The 20,338-nt window shown below is 58.8% G+C and carries 7 protein-coding genes; 4 read left to right on the top strand and 3 right to left on the bottom strand.

What is annotated here, in order from left to right:
* Nucleotides 1–6: 6 nt before the first annotated feature.
* The 4 genes from NBH12_RS04945 to NBH12_RS04930 are packed head-to-tail and all read left to right on the top strand — an operon-like array spanning nucleotide 7 to nucleotide 11,341.
* Nucleotides 7–1,155 carry a serine/threonine-protein kinase gene (locus NBH12_RS04945; protein WP_065506886.1) on the top strand — a complete coding sequence of 383 codons (1,149 nt, stop codon included), beginning with the start codon at nucleotides 7–9 and terminating at the stop codon, nucleotides 1,153–1,155.
* Nucleotides 1,127–7,651 (top strand): AAA family ATPase, encoded by a 6,525-nt coding sequence (locus NBH12_RS04940; RefSeq protein ID WP_250819236.1) that lies wholly within the window; start codon nucleotides 1,127–1,129, stop codon nucleotides 7,649–7,651. The genes NBH12_RS04945 and NBH12_RS04940 overlap by 29 nt, the downstream gene beginning before the upstream one ends.
* A 13-nt stretch (nucleotides 7,652–7,664) precedes the next feature.
* On the top strand, nucleotides 7,665–8,954 hold the full coding sequence (locus tag NBH12_RS04935) for a DUF58 domain-containing protein (RefSeq protein ID WP_003832681.1): 1,290 nt from the start codon (nucleotides 7,665–7,667) through the stop codon (nucleotides 8,952–8,954).
* Nucleotides 8,951–11,341, top strand: a complete 2,391-nt coding sequence (locus NBH12_RS04930) for a transglutaminase-like domain-containing protein (RefSeq protein ID WP_014484072.1) — start codon at nucleotides 8,951–8,953, stop codon at nucleotides 11,339–11,341. The genes NBH12_RS04935 and NBH12_RS04930 overlap by 4 nt, the downstream gene beginning before the upstream one ends.
* A gap of 138 nt (nucleotides 11,342–11,479) precedes the next feature.
* Here NBH12_RS04930 and NBH12_RS04925 read toward each other — a convergent pair whose 3' ends face one another.
* The 3 genes from NBH12_RS04925 to NBH12_RS04915 all read right to left on the bottom strand — a co-directional run bounded on the left by NBH12_RS04925 (nucleotide 11,480) and on the right by NBH12_RS04915 (nucleotide 20,224).
* Nucleotides 11,480–15,517 (bottom strand): DNA-directed RNA polymerase subunit beta', encoded by a 4,038-nt coding sequence (locus NBH12_RS04925; protein WP_003828438.1) that lies wholly within the window; start codon nucleotides 15,515–15,517, stop codon nucleotides 11,480–11,482.
* 90 nt (nucleotides 15,518–15,607) lie between these two features.
* Nucleotides 15,608–19,171: a DNA-directed RNA polymerase subunit beta gene (gene rpoB / locus NBH12_RS04920; protein WP_250819235.1), complete on the bottom strand. Its 3,564-nt coding sequence runs from the start codon at nucleotides 19,169–19,171 to the stop codon at nucleotides 15,608–15,610.
* Between the two features lie 234 nt (nucleotides 19,172–19,405).
* A complete protein-coding gene (locus NBH12_RS04915) occupies nucleotides 19,406–20,224 on the bottom strand; it encodes a hypothetical protein (protein WP_025301079.1) in 819 nt (272 codons plus the stop codon).
* Between the last annotated feature and the right edge of the window lie 114 nt (nucleotides 20,225–20,338).

Raw genomic sequence — 20,338 nt, 5'->3', positions numbered from 1 at the left:
GCTCTCATGGCTATCATTTCGCATGCACCGCCGCGCCTGTCGGGATACGATTTCGTGCGGACACTTGGCACAGGCACCACCGCAACGGTGTACCTATACCGCCTACATACGTCCGCTCATCCAGTGGCGGTAAAGGTCAGCAATCAGACATTGGACTGTGGCATTGCCGCCCAGTTCCATCGGGAAAACGCCGCCATGGTCCGGCTCTCTGAGCATCCCTACATTCTGACGTTGTATCACGCCGACGTCACCGCCGACGGTCACGGCTATATGATTCTCGAATATGCGCCAGGCGGTACTTACGAACCTTTGATGAAATCCCGTTCCTTGACATGTGCTCAGGTATTGGACTTAGGAATCAAATTGGCTGGAGCGCTCGGTACCGCCCACCGCAGCAACATCATTCACCACGATATCAAGCCCAGCAATATTCTTATCACCGGGCAAGGCCTGCCGGCACTGAGTGATTTCGGCATATCCACTGACGCGTATGACCACACCGAAACCGGATGTTCCCCTCCTTGGGCACCTCCCGAAGTGCTGCTGCATATGGGCAATGGAGCCGAACGAGCGGATATCTATTCATTGGGAGCCACACTATACGCGCTACTCGTCGGCTGCTCACCCTATCAACATGAATATCATCCGCACACGCAATCAGAGTTGATTCGTCTGATTCTCGACCAACCGCTGCCCCGCATCAACCGTGCCGACGTGCCGACGAACATCGAACAGATACTGCGCAAGTCCCTCGCCAAGAATCCTGATCTGCGGTATTATTCCGCGCTCGAATTCGCGCGAGCCATGCAGCACGCCCAGCATGCGTTCTTCGGCCGGATCACACCTCTTACGGTTGATGGCGTACCGCCATATCCCAAGGAGATTGCTCATCTACGCCGCCCTCGAGAACCCGACCTTCATAACGAGCGGACCCAGCGCCGGTGGGTCAAACCAACCATTATCGCGGCCGGGGTTGCGACCACAGCGGTCACCGTGTGTCTGGTGTTTGTCTGTGCCGTGCTGCCACGCATGGATAGCATCACCGGATCCACCACCATTCAGGTGAGTCTCGCATATAGCAGCTGCAATGGGGCAGCACGCAATGGAAAGGATTCAAGGGAGAATCATGGGCACGTCATCCCAATCGCATACTGACTTTCATCGCATCAGGAATGACAGGCACGGCCATCCGCCCTCCGACAACTACACGTGGGCGGTTCCTGCATTCACGCTGCTCATACTCACCGTGCTGATTGCCGGGGCGGTCATGATCAGCATCGTCACACGTCATCATGTGCAACTGGATGACGGCACCGTATGGGTCACGTCGCTCGCCAATCAGAAAGCCGCCCGTTTCAACGTCAAGAACCGTGAGGCTGATGCAAGTGTCGTCTCGTCTTCACCCCGATTCGACATCGCACAGCATAACGGCACCACCATTTTGGCCGAGCCCACCAAGGCTTCAGCCATTGCATCTTCCACGCTCAGTACCAGTATGCAGACCAGCCTCAAGGCACATACCACTGCCTCAGTAGGCGGAAGCACCGTTGCCTTTATCAACGAGAACACCGGCAACGTATGGGTCGGATCGTCCGACGAACTCGATGCGGTGTCGCCTTCCGTCGATAGCCCGCGCATGAGACTCGGCACAGGAGGCCGCATCGTAGTCACCCACGATGGAGCGGTCTATGGATACCGCCCCCGTGACGGCGTGGTATTTCGGTTGGACAGCCCAAATAGTTCCCAGATCAAGCAGCTTGAATCCTTGACGGATGGGCAGCCGCGAGCAGCCGATAGCTTCACCGTCATCGGCGGCGTTCCAGTAATCTCATCGGGCAATACCATCATTCACGCCTCCGGGCAGACCACCATCGAAGCCTCAGATACACTCACGCTCCAGAGTCCGCCCGTTGACGGCAATCAGAACGATTGGGTGGCAGCCTCATCTCCACGCGGGCTCGCAATAGTACGACTTTCTTCCACCGCCAAACCGATATTCCACTTGACTGGCGGCACGAGCCAGGCGGCTCGTCCGGTTTCCGTGAATGGGTGCATATACGCGGCATGGAGCCAACAGGCTCGCAATTACATCAGAACCTGTACTCCCGATAGTGCACATATCGCATTCCAAACGCTTGAATCGATACACGCCACCTCTGAACTGGTGTTCCGCACCAATCATCGGGTTGCGGTGCTTAACGATGTGATCGAGGGCAATGTCTGGAATCCAGATGACAGCACTGCGGTCATCGCCATGCAATGGAACCAGATTCAGACGCAGCACCATGACAGTACCCAGCGGAACGAGGATTCCGCCACCAACCATCAGGATTTCTCGGAAACCTGCTCCGAGCAATCCGGTGACATCAAAGCCGAGGATGATGCATTCGGAGCTCGCGCTGGATCCGAGCAGATTCTTGATGTATTGCGCAATGACGAACAGACCGACTGCTCGGTATTGAACATCATCAGAGTAGGCGCGCCCCAAGGAGGCGACGTCACCGTCTCGCCAATCTATGCCGGGCGGTATCTGCAGCTTGATGCTTCCGCAGCATCGGCCGGAACCGTAACGTTCGCCTACGATATCTCCGACGGTCGGGGCCAGACCTCGACCGCCAACGTCACGGTAACGCTGCACGATGGAGACAACCATACACCGTTGCAATCCGACACCCCATCTGAAATCAATGTGGAGCAGGGGGCCAGTTACGTCGCCAATGCGCTTGGCAGCTTCGTTGATCCCGATGGGGATCCTCTTACCTTGGTTTCCGCAGTCGTGCAATACACCGATAAGGCGCAGGTTTTCACCCGGCCTGATGGCAAAATCACCTTCAATGCCGGCGATATGACCTCCGGCCGCGTGGGAGTGGAGATCACCGTCTCAGACGGCATGACCACCGGCACCGGGTTCATGTATTTCTCCGTCAAACCGGCGAACACCTTGCCCGCGGTCATCGATCCAATAGCCGTGGCCACCACCCCGGATACGGATACCGTCATCGAGCTCAAGCCCTATGTGCATGGCACCTCCACGCAGCCAATACAGCTGAGCCATGTGAATACGCTGTCCGGCGCTTCCACAATCGCTCACCCGTCCGATTTGTCCATTGCATTCACGGCATCCAAACCCGGCACCTACTATGTGCCGTACACCATACTCCAAGGCTCGATACCGGCCACCGGTTTGGCTCGCGTGGATGTGCACCCCGTAACCAAAGCAACAGCCAAACCGGTGGCGGCCAACGATGTGGCGCTGCTGGGCACTGACAATACGGCGATTGTGGAGCCTCTGTCAAATGACATCGACCCTATGGGTGGCGTGCTATCCGTAACCTCGGTGGACGTTCCTTCCGACTCCGGCATCAAAGCCGGATTGGTGGACCATAAACGCGTGTATGTCACAGCACACCAAGTGCCGTCCAAACCCATTCCCATTCGTTACAACGTGGCCAATGCGGCTGGCACCGCCACAGGCACCATTGTGTTGCATCCACCGGCGTTGGCGGCGGAAAGCTCCACGCCCACAGCAGGTGACATCAACATCCAGGTACGTACTGGCGGCATCGTATCAGTAGACGTACTTAACCATGTGACATACTCCGACAGCACTACGATCACGCTCAAAGACAATCTGCAATACGACGAAAGCACCTTCGCGGGTCTGGTGTTCACGTCTGGCAGCATCGTGCGATATCAGGCATCCAGCCAAACGGGGGTCTTCCCCGTCACCTACACCGTTGAAGACCATACAGGCAATGCGGCATCCGGCATCGTCATCATCACCGTGCATGAAAGCCAAGCTGGAAACAAGGCCGCACCCACACCGCACAACACTGAAGCACAAGTGGCCGCAGGCCAAACCGTACGCATTCCCATCACGCTGACCGGCATCGACGTGGATGGCGACGATGACCAGCTGCTGGGATTGGGCAACACAGCGCCGGAACTAGGGCGCATTGCCGAAGTCGGCTCCGACTATCTGGTTTACGAGGCATATCCGGACTCTTGCGGAACCGACATATTCTCCTATGCCGTGGAGGATTGGACCGGGCAGCGAGCGCAGGCACAGATTCGGGTGGGCGTGTTCCAGGGCGCATCGGAATCCAGCGTCCATGCGCGCGATGACGACATCACACTACGGCCCAATACATCAGCCAGCGTGCCGGTAACGCTCAACGACATCTCCGCGGACAACACCGATTTGACCATCGGCACGACGGTTGAAGCGCAGGGAATCGACGATGTGATGGTGGAAAACAATATGCTGCTATTCACCACACCCGAGCATGCCACCACCGCACATATCGCGTATACCGCGTACAACACGGCCGGACTGGCAGATACCGCCACGCTCACCGTCAACGTAGATCCAAGCGCTCCCATCGAGCCACCTGCCGCCTATGACTGCCGCGTGCCGGCCGCCGACACCATCGACAAGCAATCCGTGGACGTGGACGTCTCGCCATGGATCGCCAATCCTTCAGGCACGGCCAGCGAACTGGAAGTGGCCATACATCCCTCAGCCACCGACCATGCGAGAGTCGGAGAAGGCAGCGCATCCACCATCGTCACCGTTGATTTGACCTCGCAGGCGAGAGCCGTGCCGTATACGGTGACCAACACCACGCACCATGTCACGTCCACTGCTTTTATTCATGTGCCGGCATATGGCGTGTTTCCACCCATGCTGCGCCCCAAGGTACCGGAAATCATAGTCAACGCGCGCCAGACCGTTCACATCAATATCAACGACTATGTGCGTGTAGGCGCCGGAAAAGAACCGTACCTCGAAAGCGCCGATTCCATCACCGCCACCAAAGCGTCCAACACCGATTTCCGCGTCGATGGCAAAACTCTGAAATTCACCGCCATCAAAGACTATGCCGGCCCAGCTTCAATCACCTTCACCGTGACGGATGGAAACCGGCCCGACGCCTCCGCAATCATCAATACAGCCGTGGTCACTCTGCCGATCACGGTACTTGGCAGAACAACACCACCGCCCACCTTTTCTTCACCCACCATTGACATCGAGGCCGGCGCTGAACCGAAAACCATTGATCTGACCGCACTGACCCACACGCCTCCAGGGCTCCATGACGACGAGAAACGATACGTCTATTCCTCAGGCGGAACCTCTTCGGAGCATATCTTGTCCTCGTTGTCCAGCTCAGGCAAGCTGCATATCTCGGCATCCAAAAATGCGCCCGCCGGAGCCACCGCCTCTATTCCCGTGCACATCACATACGGCAAGGGCACGGTGCATGCCGGCGTGATGGTTCGCGTGGTGGAATCCACTCGTCCACTGGCACGACTTGCAGCCGCAACATTGCAGCTCAAAGCCGGCTCCTCCGGCTCAGTGAATCCGTTGGAGAACGCTTACAATCCGTTCCCTGATTCCCCACTGACCGTTACCGCATGTCAAGCCGATGACACAGCGAAAATCACGATAACCAGCTGCTCTTCAACAGCCATCACCATCAGCGCCTCGCCCAACATCGGAGCTTCTTCAAACATGGTGCTCGTCACCGTGCGGGACGGCACTACGGCCACAGCACGCGAAGTCACCGGCACCATCACCCTTTCCATAGTCGACAAGCCTGATGCTCCGCTGCTCTTTCCCATAGCCGGCGACCCGCAGGATGGTGTGGTGACACTTAATTGGTCAGCAGGTGCGGCCAACGGCAGCCCCATTACCGACTACCGGGTGAGATGGAGCGGCGCCAGCAACGGAGAGCAATCCTGTGGCACGTCCACCAGATGCCGAATCACTGGTTTGAAGAACGGCAGGATATATTCTTTCACTCTCTCCGCCCGCAACGATGTCGGCTGGTCGGCGGCCTCCGCAGCCGTCACCGCCATTCCAGACAAGACTCCCACAGCTCCCGTGAATGTCACTGTGGAAGGAGGCAATGCCAGAGCTGCCATCACCTGGAGCCCGATAGATGGCGATTTCAGTGAGGTTGACAATTACATGGTGACGGTCAGCGGCGTGGGCGTATTGCAGACCAAAGAGACCGGAAATACAACGACCAAACTATCCTTCATCTTCAACAACGACAGCATCTCCGACGGGACCCTGGTAACGGCTACGGTCAAAGCACATAACAGAGCTGGCCGGAGCCCGGAATCCGGGACTTCAGAACCCAAGGCCATCTGGGGTGACCCCGATGCTCCATCCATTGAGCTTGCCGATGACGACATACCAGCAGTAACAATCACGCCGGGTAATAATCGCAACGCCGGGTGCGAGCGCATCGAGTTGAGCGGGGCCGCAGCAGACACCATCGGATGTTCCGGCGGCACTGTTGGCTTCGATATATCCAATCAGAAAGACAGTGCTGACGAGATCACCGTCACAGCCACTCTTATTCCCTCACGCGATGCCAAACCCGCCACAGCTACGGCCACATTCACGTCCACTGACTTCACTCAATCCACTACCCCACAGGAGAACACCATGAACCCCACCATCGATGACGCCACATATCTTTCAGACGCCACTCGGATATCGCATGCCGTATATCTGCCGGACGACACCCAATTGGCACAAACTCTCTATCCACCCGAGTTAGAGCACCAAGCCCCTCGTGACGACACGAATATCAGTCTTCAACAGTTCAAGCCAATATCGCATGCAACCCAGCGTCCGAAAACCTCTCATGCTGGAACATTCGCTCAGACTGCCGCCCAAGCAACACCCGACATACATTATTTTCAGCAGTCATTCAATGCGCTGGTCGAGAACATCGCCATTGCAGTGGCTGGTAAGACCACACCGATCAAACAATGCGTCACCGCATTACTGGCCGGTGGACATGTGCTGCTTGAAGACAATCCCGGCACTGGTAAAACCCAGCTGGCACGGGCTTTGGCCAATTCCATCGACGCCAGCTTCAAGCGCATCCAATTCACGCCAGACCTGCTGCCTTCGGACGTAGTGGGTGTGACTATATACGATCAGGAGCACCACGAGTTCGAGTTCCGCAAAGGGCCGATCTTTGCATCTCTCGTATTGGCTGACGAAATCAACCGCGCTTCGCCGAAAACCCAATCCGCCCTGTTGGAGGTTATGGAAGAGCAGCAAGTCACCGTGGACGGCACCACCTATAACGTGCCTCAACCGTTCATCGTCATCGCCACGCAGAATCCGGTCGATCAGCTCGGCACCTACAAGCTGCCCGAAGCCCAGATGGATCGCTTTCTTATCAGAACCTCGATCGGATACCCGAGCCAACAGGTGTCTATCGACATACTCAAACAAATCGACATCCCCGACCGCGCACAAACCGTCTCCCCGGTGCTCACCAGCCATGACGTGCTGCAATTGCGCCTCATGACTGCTGGCATTTACATCGACGACGCCATCCACGAATACATTGTGCGTCTGGTCGAAGCGACCCGCCATCACGAAAGTATCTCCATAGGCTCCTCAATGCGAGGCGCTCTTGCGTTGGCACGCTGCGCCCGTATCTGGGCCGCCGCTGACGGCCGCGACTATGTAGTGCCAGACGACGTCAACGATCTTGCGACGCCCATACTTGCCCACCGCATCATGCTGGTCCCCGAAGCCATTTTCGACGGCATCACCCAAGAAAGCCTCATTGAGGAGATTCTTGAAGAGGTGCCGGCTCCCACCGTCAGCACGTGAAAGGACCATGCCCATGACCGGCCCATCCGTCACCATTGCGCATCACACACGGCAGTACGGCCACGACAACAAAACCGAGGCGAAGCACAGCGGGGGAATTGCGCATCACACACGGCAGCTCGGCCAAGCATGCAGACAAGCCACTGCACGAATCCGGCATTGCCTCACTTCCTCTGTTTCCCCGCTGGGTTGGGCAGCAACGGGCTGCGGCACAGCATGCTTGTGCGCATTCCCGTTACTGGGTTGGATCGAACTGCTCACATTCGGCATAGCATCCACGACGATGATGCTCTGCGCAATCCTGCTTGCTTTAGGTAACACCAAATTCGATGCCAGCATTCATGTTTCCCGGCACCGTATCACCGTGGACGGCACAATATCCATCACCGTAAACATCAGCAACTCCGGCACGGCACCCACCACCAACACCCAAGGCGGTCTTCCCATCGGCAATGACCGCCATCGATTCAGCATCCCCCGGCTCCTGCCCAAACAGACCAAGCACATCAGCATGGAGTTTCATGCCCCAGCCCGGACGGTATTGCCTATTGGACCATTGCATATTCGCAAAGGCGATCCATTCGGTCTTACCCGCCATGAAAACGATCTGGCAGAACGCATCAACGTGTATATCCATCCGAAAATCGTGCGGCTGCCCCTACTGCACGCCGGTATTCCTCGCGATCTCGAAGGTCAATCTTCCAGACGAATCGCAGACGATGATATTGATTTCCATGGCCTGCGCAAATACCAGCCCGGCGACGATATACGCAACGTCCATTGGCCAAGCTCCGCCAAAGCAGATTCCTTGATGATTCGCCAATATGAAGCCACATGCCGCACTGATACCTCATTAACGCTCAGCGTGGATGAAAGCGACTACGCTTCGAGGGAAGAATTCGAAATGGCGGTTTCTATTCACGCTTCGATTGGTGTGCAATGCCTGCTGCAATATCGCCCGTTATATGTGCATGTCGGGAAAGCACACACGCAGCCGCATGACGCCATGTCGTTTCTTGACGCCACAAGTGCCATAGCCTTCCAGCAAGACTTCACCGCGAGCCTTGTCGATGGCACATTGCAGCACAGCGCCAACGCTTCCCTGTATGTCGTCACCGTTGGATCGAAGAAAACCCTCAGCCGCATAACACGCATGGCCAGGGCACTCCCCCAATCTGCACGTTGCATAGTGCTGCAGGCAGATATCGGCATGACCTGCAGCATAAGGCGATGCGCCAATTGCACTGTAATCACCATCGGCAAGCTCAACGATCTGCCACTCATGTTGGGAGTTGTGCCATGATTGCCAGACAATCCAAGAAACAACAGGGCATCAGCCTTGCCGCTATTGCGCTGATGATGGTTCTGGCTCAATCGAACCTCATTGACGTGTACGCGGACCATATGATGTGGATTGCGGCAGCCATTCCTTCGACTGCACTAGGGACGGCGATCGCATTCGCCGGAACCAGATACTCACTCACAATATGGTGGCAGCTGACCTTTCTGACGTTGACCCAATTCATCATCGGCCCAGTCATAGCACTGCCTTCCACCACCATCGCTCACGTGATACCCAGCCTGGATACCTTGAGCCAGGGATGGGAGATGACGTTCGGAGCATTCAAATATCTCATCTCGGTGGCACCGCCAGTCGGCACCGCATATGGCAGTCTGATGGCCGTATGGACTATCGGATTATGGCTGGCGTTCCTGGCAGGCACGTTCGCCATCAGTGACCATGCGTGGACGTCCGCAATCGCAGCCATTCCACTGGCCACAGCCATGACCGTATGCGCACTTCTTGGCACCAGCCACGGCTGGCATCGAACCCTATGCGGCATCACCTTCGCTGTGCTGCTCATCATCTGGATGGCATGGCGATTGGAATTTATGGAATGGGAACGATGGTTCTGCGCACTGGTCGTGGTGACTCTTGCAGCCGGGCTGGCCGTCGGCGGTTCCGCACTGGCATCCCCGCACCGCCTCATACTGCGAGACACGTACAATCCACCGCTCAGCCCCTACGATTACACCAGCCCGTTGAGCAGCATGAGATCCTATATCAAGGATCATCGAGATGACACACTACTTACCATCACCAATCTGCCTGCCGGCACTCCCGTCAGACTGGCAGCGATGGACTGGTTCGACGGCTCAGTGTGGAATCTCTCCGACTCATCCAAAGCCTCCGATTGCGCGAACTACCAACGAGTAGGCACCACAATCAGCACTGATGAACGCGGCATGGCATTCACCGCCACCTTCACTGTGCACCGAGGACTCGCTGATGTCTGGCTTCCCCTAGCTGGCGCCGCCACCGGCGTGCAATTCCTCGGCAAAGATGAGAACAGCCCGTTCTATTACAACCGCGATACCAATTCAGCCATACTCCCCTCAGGAACCAGCGAAGGACTGACTTACATCGAATCCGGCATTATTGCCGACACCCCTACCGACCAACAAATCAGCACGGCCAAAGCCGCCAACATCAGCCAGCCGAAAGCTCTGGACGTGCCCAATGCAGTTAGCACACTGGCTTCGGCCGCTGCCGGCGGCCAATCCCGAGGAGGTGCCGCAGCCCAAGATTTGGCTGCAATGTTGCGGAGCTCCGGCTGGTTCTCCCACGGCTTGCAGAACGACTATCCTTCGGCTGCCGGTCATGGCAATTACCGTGTAAACGCACTGCTTACCGGAACCACCATGGTAGGAGACTCCGAACAATACGCCTCCGCCATGGCCCTGATGGCCCGTGAGTTGGGACTGCCTTCCCGCGTGGTATTGGGATTCCTGCCCAAAGACGAGGATGGAGACATCACCAACGCGCGTGGCAAGAAAACTTCTGGCAGTGGCACCGAGATCACTTTCACCGGCGACGACATAACCGCATGGGTGGAAATCAAACTTCGCAATCTGGGATGGGTGGCGTTCTACCCTACTCCGAAGGAGAGCAAAATTCCGGATGATAGCCAGAGCTCGGCTCCACCTGACCCGAAGAATCTTGTGCGCCAACCGCCTGTTCCATTCATCGATCCGTTACGAGACCAGACTCAGGTCAGAGGGCAGAGTGCTTTATCCGGCACGGATGCCGAAGTCGCTTCATCTGATGAATCGTTCTGGTTACAGTTCCATCGAGCAGCGCGCACAGCAGCCATCTATAGCAGCCCGTTGTGGATCACATTGACGGTTTGCGTCCTGATTCTGGCGTTCAAAGCCCTTATGATTGCCCTCGCGCAACGGCGCGGCAGTCCTCGCACACGTATAGCCGCCGGATGGAACGCCCTGCGAACCTTGGCGGTACAAAGCGGCGGCATACCACTTTCCGGCACCAGGCGTAATCAAGCGCATGCCATCGCTCATCAGTTTGGTATCGCCAATCAGGCGTTGCAGCAACTTGGCAGAGAGGCCGACTATGCCACTTTTTCCGGGCGGAATATCACACCCGCACAGTCCACCCAATATTGGACCAGCGTGAAACGGCTGCGTACCGCCATGCTGCGATCCATGCCGCGTCTCAAGCGGTTTAGAACGCAACTGTCCTTGCGAGGAGTGACCGTTCGCATACCTCGTCAATCTCGTTCTCCGTCTCGCGCCGGAATACTTAAAACCGGGTCAGCAGGCCGCATACACCGCACAAGTTCCGTATCTCGCCCAAGTCGGGCAAGCCGCGACAACCGGCATAAGTACTAGTCCCAGAACACGAGGCCCGCAGATCCAAGCCGCAAATAGGCGATGGCCCGGAACCATACCAGTTCCGGGCCATCGCCTGTCAATCATGCGCATGAACTCATATTCATACGCGGCTGGATCACAGCCATCGGGAAGTGATTACTCCTCGATGTCGCCCTGACCACCCTGATCGGAATAGAAATCATCCGGGTTGAAGTCATCGCCGAGCTTCAGATCGCCGAACTCGAGGTTCGAGAAGTTCAGGTCAGACAGGTCGGCGTCAGAGAAGGTCGTGTCGCCAAGATCACCATCGCCACCCAGACCGAAGTTCGGGTAGATGGTGTCGCGGATGGCCTTGTCAGGCTCAACCACAGCGTTGCGGTAACGGGCAAGACCCGTACCGGCCGGGATGAGCTTACCGATGATGACGTTCTCCTTGAGGCCCTTGAGGTCATCGACCTTCTCGGAGAGCGCGGCTTCGGTGAGCACGCGGGTGGTCTCCTGGAAGGAGGCGGCGGACAGCCAGGAATCGGTGGCCAGAGACGCCTTGGTGATACCCATCAGCGCCGGACGGCCAACAGCCGGCTTGCCACCGTTCTTCACGGTATTGCGGTTGATCTCGCGGAAGCGGGCGTTGTCCACCAGCTCACCCGGCAGCAGATCGGTGTCGCCGGAGTCGATGATGGTCACGCGGCGGGTCATCTGGTGCACAATGACCTCGATGTGCTTGTCGTGGATATCCACACCCTGGGAGCGGTACACGGTGTGTACTTCCTCCACGATGTTCACCTGAGCAGCACGCTTGCCGAGAATGGTGAGGATCTTCTTCGGATCCACAGAACCCTCGACCAGCTGGGTGCCAACCTTGATGTGGTCGCCATCGGCAACCTTGAGCGGCACGCGCTTGGAGACCTGGTAGGTAATCGGCTTGATGGCGCCGTCCTCGGTCGGAGCGCCGGAATCAGCATCCGGGCTCAGGATGATCTGGCGACCGCGATCGTTCTCCACAATCTTGATGGTGCCGGCGAACTCGGTAATCGGGGCCTCACCCTTCGGGGTACGAGCCTCGAAAAGCTCGGTAACACGGGGAAGACCCTGGGTGATATCGGAAGCCGCAGCCACACCACCGGAGTGGAAGGAACGCAGCGTCAGCTGGGTACCAGGCTCACCGATGGACTGGGCGGCGACGATACCAACGGTCTCGCCAACGTCGACCAGCTTGTTGGTGGCCAGCGACCAGCCATAGCACTTGGAGCACACACCGCGCTTGGACTCGCAGGTCAGCACGGAACGGCACTTGACTTCCTCTACGCCATGGGCCACGAGGTCGTTGAGCACGTCCATGGACAGGGCATCGTCACGCTTGTACAGCACGGTCTTGCCGTCAGCCGGGTCAATGACATCGGCAGCGAGCAGACGGGAGTACGGACCACCATCGGCGGCCTTAACGAGCACCAGGTTGCCATCGGCGTCACGGTCGGCCACGCGAATCGGCAGACCGGCCTTGGTGCCACAGTCCTCTTCGCGCACGATGACGTCCTGGGAGACGTCGACCAGACGACGGGTCAGATAACCAGACTCTGCGGTACGCAGTGCGGTATCAGCCAGACCCTTACGTGCACCGTGCTGGGAGATGAAGTACTCCAGCACGGACAGGCCGTCACGGTAGTTGGACTTCACAGGACGAGGAATAATCTCACCCTTCGGGTTAGCCACGAGGCCTCGCATACCAGCAATCTGGTTGATCTGCATCATGTTGCCTCGTGCACCAGACTGCACGATGATGGCCAGGTTGGAGGTCGGGTCGAACTTGTCCTCGACTTCCTTGGACACCTCGGAGGTGCACTCGGTCCACAGGTCAATGAGCTCCTGACGGCGGGCTTCCTCGGTCAACAGACCCATCTCGTAGTTGGCGTTGACCTTGTCGGCCTTGGCCTCGTACTCGGCGATCTTCTCGTCGCGCTCCGGCGGCTCGTTCACGTCGGAGAAGGCGAAGGACACACCGGACCAAGGGGCGCGGGTGAAGCCGAGATCCTTGAGGGCATCCAGCGTGGCGGCCACCTGCTGGGTGGAGTAACGCATGGCGATGTCATCGACGATCTTGGACAGGCGGCCCTTGGCCACCTGATCGTTAACGAACGGGTAGTCGGTCGGCAGGGTCTCGTTGAACAGGATACGGCCGTAAGAGGTGGCGAACAGCACGGTGCCGTCGTGGAAGCGCTCTTCCTTGGCGGTGTCGGTCTCGCCGTCGCGCGGGGCGAGCACCTTGACCTCGCCGGGCTCCCAGTTCTTCGGCAGCACGAAGGTCTCAGGCAGGCGGATGAGCACCTTGGCCTGCATGTCAATCTCGTGGCGGTCGAGGGCCATTTCGGCCTCTTCCAGCGAGGAGAACACGCGGCCCTGGCCCTTGGCGCCTTCCAGCACGGTGGACAGGTAGTACAGACCAAGGATCATGTCCTGAGAAGGCATGGTCACGGTGTGGCCATCAGCCGGCTTCAGGATGTTGTCGGAAGCCATCATCAGCGAGCGGGCCTCAGCCTGGGCTTCGGCGCTCAGCGGCAGGTGGACTGCCATCTGATCACCATCGAAGTCGGCGTTGAAGGCGGCGCAGGCCAGAGGCGGCAGGTGGATGGCCTTGCCCTCCACCAGAATCGGCTCGAAGGCCTGGATACCCAGACGGTGCAGCGTGGGTGCACGGTTGAGCAGCACCGGGTGCTCGGAGATGACCTCCTCGAGCACGCCCCACACCTCGGAGTCGCCGCGGTCCACAAGACGCTTGGCGGACTTCATGTTCTGTGCGTAGTTGAGGTCAACCAGACGCTTGATCACAAACGGCTTGAACAGCTCGAGAGCCATCGGCTTCGGCAGACCGCACTGGTGCATGCGCAGGGACGGACCAACCACGATCACGGAACGACCGGAGTAGTCGACTCGCTTACCGAGCAGGTTCTGACGGAAGCGGCCCTGCTTGCCCTTGAGCATGTCGGACAGGGACTTGAGCGGACGGTTGGAGGCACCGGTGACCGGGCGACCGCGACGGCCGTTGTCGAACAGGGAGTCGACGGCTTCCTGAAGCATGCGCTTCTCGTTGTTGAGCATGATCTCAGGAGCACCGAGCTCGATGAGGCGCTTCAGACGGTTGTTACGGTTGATCACACGACGGTAGAGGTCGTTGAGATCGGAGGTGGCGAAGCGGCCACCGTCGAGCTGCACCATCGGGCGCAGGTCCGGCGGGATGACCGGAATCACGTCGAGCACCATGGCTTCCGGCTTGTTGCCGGTGGTCAGGAAGGCGTTGACGACCTTGAGGCGCTTCAGCGCCTTGGTCTTGCGCTGCTCGGAAGCGTCCTTGATCTCTTCGCGCAGTTCCTTGGAAATGGCTTCGAGGTCGAGGGACTGCAGACGCTTCTTGATAGCTTCGGCGCCCATGCAGCCGTCGAAGTAATCGCCATAGCGGTCCTGCATCTCACGCCACAGATCCACATCGTCGACCATGTCGCCGGGCTTGAGCTTCTTGAACTTGTCGAAGACGGCGTCCACGCGGGCGATCTGATCGTTATAGCGGGTGCGGATGGCAGTCATCTCGCGCTCGGCACCATTGCGCAGCTTGGCACGAGCCGGGCCCTTGGCTTCGCCGGTCTCCTCGAGAGCGGCGAGGTCCTCCTCAACCTTCTTGGCTCGAGCCTCGATCTCGGTGTCACGACGCTGCTCAAGACGCTTGATCTCGGCATCGAACTCGTCCTGCAGACCGGGCAGATCGTTGTGGCGCTCGTCCTCGTTCACCTCGGTGACCATGTAGGAGGCGAAGTAGATGACGCGCTCCAGATCCTTCGGGGTGACGTTCAGCAGGTAGCCCAGGCGAGAGGGCACACCCTTGAAGAACCAAATGTGAGTCACTGGAGCGGCGAGCTCGATGTGGCCCATGCGCTCACGGCGCACGCGGCTACGGGTCACTTCAACGCCGCATCGCTCGCAGACGATGCCCTTGAAGCGCACGCGCTTGTACTTACCGCAGGCGCACTCCCAATCGCGGGTAGGACCGAAGATCTGCTCACCGAACAGACCATCCTTCTCCGGCTTCAGAGTACGGTAGTTGATGGTTTCAGGCTTCTTGACCTCGCCGTGGCTCCAGCCGCGGATATCGTCGGCGGTGGCCAGGCCGATACGAAGCTTGTCAAATGCGTTGACGTCCAGCACTTGTTAATCCGTTTCTGTTAAAAGTTTTCGTTCACGCTGTGTGGAGTTGTCGCCCGCCGCTCTAGGCGCGGCAGGCGACAACCCGTGGAATCACTGGTATTCGGGTTCTTCGGCCTTCTGGTCTTCCTTGGCGGCCGCGTCGGGGCGGGCACCAATGTTGAAGCCAAGATCGTCGGCGGAACTCACCGGATCGTCTTCCTCGTCCTTCATGTCGATGGCCACGCCTTCGGCGTTGAGCACCTCGACGTTCAGGGACAGGGACTGCATTTCCTTCAGGAGCACCTTGAACGACTCAGGGATGCCTGCCGGCGGCAGGTTATCGCCCTTGACGATGGCGCCGTAGACGCGCACGCGGCCGTCGACGTCATCGGATTTGGTGGTCATCATTTCGTGCAGCGTGTAGGCGGCACCGTAGGCCTCGAGGGCCCACACCTCCATCTCGCCGAAGCGCTGGCCACCGAACTGGGCCTTACCACCGAGCGGCTGCTGGGTGATCATGGAGTACGGGCCGGTGGAGCGGGCGTGAATCTTGTCGTCGACCAGGTGGTGCAGCTTCAGCATGTACATGTAGCCCACGGAAATCTGCTTGGTGTACGGCTCACCGGTGCGGCCGTCGAACAGAGTCGCCTTGCCGTCGGGGCCCACGAGACGGTCGCCGTCACGGTTCGGCAGCGTGGTGGACAGCAGACCCCTCAGGACTTCCGGCTTGACACCGTCGAACACCGGGGTGGCGACCGGGGTGTTCGGCTCGGCCTTCTCGGCACCGGACGGAATCAGCTTCTTCCACTCGGCTTCCAGATTCGGATCCAAAGAGATGTCCCAACCGGAGTGAGCAATCCAGCCGAGGTGCAGCTCAAGCACCTGACCGAGGTTCATTCGGGAAGGCACACCCAGCGGGTTCAACATGATGTCGACCGGAGTACCGTCGGCAAGGAACGGCATATCCTCTTCCGGCAGGATGCGAGAGATGCAGCCCTTGTTGCCATGGCGGCCGGAGAGCTTGTCGCCCACCGTGATCTTACGGTGCTGGGCGATGTAGACGCGGATCATCTGGTTGACGCCGTTGGGCAGCTCGTCGCCGTCCTCCTCGGCATCCTCGCGGGTAATCTCCTTGACGCCGATGACCGTACCGGTCTCGCCGTGGGGCACACGCAGGGAGGTGTCACGCACCTCGCGGGACTTCTCGCCGAAGATGGCGCGCAGCAGGCGTTCCTCCGGGGTCAGCTCGGTCTCACCCTTCGGGGTGACCTTACCGACCAGGATGTCGCCGGCCTCGACCTCGGCGCCGATGCGGATGATGCCGCGCTCATCAAGGTTGGCCACAGCGTCCTCGCCGACGTTCGGCAGGTCGCGGGTAATCTCTTCGGCGCCCAGCTTGGTTTCGCGGGCGTCGATCTCGTACTCCTCGATGTGGATGGAGGAGAGGGTGTCGTCCTGCACGAGGCGCTGGGAGATGATCACAGCATCCTCGTAGTTGTAGCCGTTCCACGGCATGAAGGCGATGAGCAGGTTCTTGCCTAGGGCCAGGTCGCCCTTCTGGATGGCAGGACCATCGGCCAGCACCGAGCCGGCCTCCACACGCTCGCCATCGTGGATGATCGGGCGCTGATTGTAGCAGGTGGTCTGGTTGGAACGCTGGAACTTAGCCAGCTTGTAGGAGCTGGTGGTGCCGTCGTCGTTCATCACACGGATCAGGTCGGCGGACACGTAGGTGACCACACCGTCTTTGTCGGCCTTGATGACGTCGCCGGAATCGTTGGCGGCGCGCCATTCGGAACCGGTACCCACCAGCGGGCGCTCGGATTCGATCAGCGGCACGGCCTGACGCTGCATGTTGGTACCCATCAGTGCACGGTGGCCCTCATCATGCTCCAGGAACGGAATCAGGGAGGCACCGAGGGAGACCATCTGACGCGGGGAGACATCCATGTAATCCACGGAGCTCACCGGCACATCGACTGCCTCTTCCTCGCCGACTCGGGCAAGGGCGGACTTGGAGACGAAGTTGCCGTTCTCGTCAAGTTCCTGGTTGGCCTGGGCGATGACGTGGTCGAGATCACGGTCAGCGGTCATGTACTCGACCTCGTCGGTCACGTGGCCGTTGACGACCTTGCGGTACGGGGTCTCGATGAAGCCGAACGGGTTGACGCGGCCGAAGGTTGCCAGAGAACCAATCAGACCGATGTTCGGGCCTTCAGGAGACTCGATCGGGCACATACGGCCAAAGTGGGACGGGTGCACGTCGCGGACCTCCATGGAGGCGCGATCGCGGGACAGACCGCCGGGGCCCAAAGCGCAGAGACGACGCTTGTTCGTCACACCGGACAGCGGGTTGTTCTGGTCCATGAACTGGGAGAGCTGGGAAGTGCCAAAGAACTCCTTGATGGTGGCGTTCACCGGGCGGATGTTGATCAGGGACTGCGGGGTGATGGCCTCGGCGTCCTGAGTGGTCATACGCTCGCGTACCACGCGCTCCATACGGGACAGACCGGTACGCAGCTGGTTCTGGACCAGCTCACCGACCTGACGGATACGACGGTTGCCGAAGTGGTCGATATCGTCAACGTCCACGCGCAGGTCAACATCTTCGCCGTTGCGCTTGCCCGGGAAGGTCGCAGCACCATCGTGCAGGGCCACCAAGTACTTGATGGTGGCGATGATGTCCTCCTGGTGGAGGGAACGGTCGTTGAAGTCGGCCTCAACGCCCAGCTTGCGGTTGATCTTGTAACGGCCGACGCGGGCCAGATCGTAACGCTTGGTGTTGAAGTAGAAGGAGTCCAGCAGGTTCTTGCCGGCCTCGGGGGTCGGGGTGTCAGCCGGACGAATCTTGCGGTAGAGGTCAACAAGGGCCTCGTCCTGGGTCTCGAGGGTTTCCTTCTCGAGTGCATCGAGCACCAGCGGGTAGTCCTTGAAGGCCTTGGCGATCTCGGACTTGGTCATGCCGATGGCCATGAGGAACACGATGGCGGACTGCTTGCGCTTGCGGTCCACGCGCACCTGCGGCTGATCCTTCTTATCGACCTCGAACTCAAGCCATGCGCCGCGGGACGGGATAATCTTCGCGCCGAAGACTTCCTTGTCGGAAGTACGGTCCTGCTGACGATCGAAGTAGACGCCCGGGGAGCGCACGAGCTGGGAGACGATGACTCGCTCGGTGCCGCCGATGATAAAGGTGCCGTGCGGGGTCTGCAGCGGGAAGTCACCCATGAACACGGTCTGGGACTTGATCTCGCCGGTGTCGCCGTTCTCGAACTCGGCGTTCACGTACAGCGGTGCGGAGTAGGTGTAATCCTTCTCCTTGCATTCCTGCACGGTGTGACGCGGCTCTTCGAAGTACGGATCGGAGAAGGTCAGGCTCATGGTCTGAGCGAAGTTCTCGATCGGAGAGATCTCGTTGAAGACCTCATCGAGGCCGGAGGTGTGGGCCACGGTGTTAGTGCCGTTCTTTTCGTCCTCCTCGACGCGCGCCTTCCAGCGTTCGTTGCCGATCAGCCAATCGAAGCTGTCGGTCTGCACGCCCAGCAGGTAGGGCACATCGATGGGTTCCTTGATGGAACCGAAGTTCACGCGATCCGACGCCTTGTGCAGGTCAATATCATGCTGGTCGGCGCGTGCGATGATGGTGGTGGTGTTCGTCGTAGACTCAGTAGCCAATGGACGTTCCTTATCGCTCGCTTAGATTAATAATTCCCCTGGGAGCGCCGGCATGGCCACCATATGCCTATGCGGACGCTTCATTGTCGATGGCATGCCCGCAATATGACACACCTCATGCGAAGTCAAAAGAATAACGCTATAGCAGGACATCTTTTGCGCGACTTCCCGCTGATACCGAGGCCGACCTCACACGGGCGAGGGCGGAGAGAAGCCCGGAGCAGCCCCCTCCAATTACTCCACCGTAAACGTCACCGGATCGCTCTTCACCTTGGGATGATCCTTCAGACTCAGCCGAGCCACATACGTTCCCGCGTTCACGCGAGGCCAGTCCGCCTCATCCGTGCACTCGGTCAGCGCGGCATTGGAATCGGCATTCCATTTGAGCTGCTGAATGTCTTTGTCTCCCTTGGCCATCAACAGCATGCGGGAATCCGTGGCGCACAAGGCGGAGGTATAGACGGTTTGCTGACCGGAAGTAATGGTGAGCACGCGGCCCGCATCGGATCCATCGACCAGACAGCTGTCGGAACCGTCATGCACGATCTTGGCGGTGAATTCCAATGACCCGCCAACCGGCACGGATTGGGACGCCGAGCTCAGATCAAGCGACAAATCCTTGGCCGAGCAATCCTTAACACCGCTGGTTTTCTTCGGCGTCGGCACGGTGTCGCGGGAAATGGCATACACCTCGTCATGATGAATTGCCGTGTTGATGGCTCCGACCCCACGGCCAAGGCTGTAGACGCAAAATACGATTAGCGCGAGAACTAACACCAATGTCACACCAACCACGATGCGGCGGCGACGGTACATCGTCTGCTTCTTCTTACTGATGGTGCGCTTTGTGGCAGCACCTGCCTTGGCAGACCGGATGGTCTTTGCAGGTATCGCGGTTTTGACAGTCCTACCGGAGCGAACGGGATTGGAGAACTTCCGAGAAGCAGACTTGCGAGAGGTGTTTTTTGCCGCGAGACATCGGGCGCCCCACCCGCCACGACCATCTCCGGCGCTTTTAGGATTCGCACCTGACTTATTCCTCTGCACTGCCATAACCTCTTCAGTGTACGGTCGTCATCGCCATGCACGCACGGCAGTCCCATATTTTCACAGAATGTCAGCCAAGACCAATATTCCGCTCAGCGATATCATCCGCTCATCCACGCG

This window comes from Bifidobacterium sp. M3-N-101 (genome assembly GCF_023656805.1).
Classification (GTDB): domain Bacteria; phylum Actinomycetota; class Actinomycetes; order Actinomycetales; family Bifidobacteriaceae; genus Bifidobacterium; species Bifidobacterium breve.
The sequence above is the reverse complement of the archived record's forward strand: the minus strand, read 5'-3'. Positions and strand labels throughout refer to the sequence as shown.

What these genes read in the sequence shown, in the direction of transcription:
- NBH12_RS04945 (WP_065506886.1), top strand. Translation starts at nt 7, where the DNA reads ATGGCTATCATTTCGCATGCACCGCCGCGCCTGTCGGGATACGATTTC.
- NBH12_RS04940 (WP_250819236.1), top strand. Translation starts at nt 1,127, where the DNA reads ATGGGCACGTCATCCCAATCGCATACTGACTTTCATCGCATCAGGAAT.
- NBH12_RS04935 (WP_003832681.1), top strand. Translation starts at nt 7,665, where the DNA reads ATGACCGGCCCATCCGTCACCATTGCGCATCACACACGGCAGTACGGC.
- NBH12_RS04930 (WP_014484072.1), top strand. Translation starts at nt 8,951, where the DNA reads ATGATTGCCAGACAATCCAAGAAACAACAGGGCATCAGCCTTGCCGCT.
- NBH12_RS04915 (WP_025301079.1), bottom strand. Translation starts at nt 20,224, where the DNA reads ATGGCAGTGCAGAGGAATAAGTCAGGTGCGAATCCTAAAAGCGCCGGA.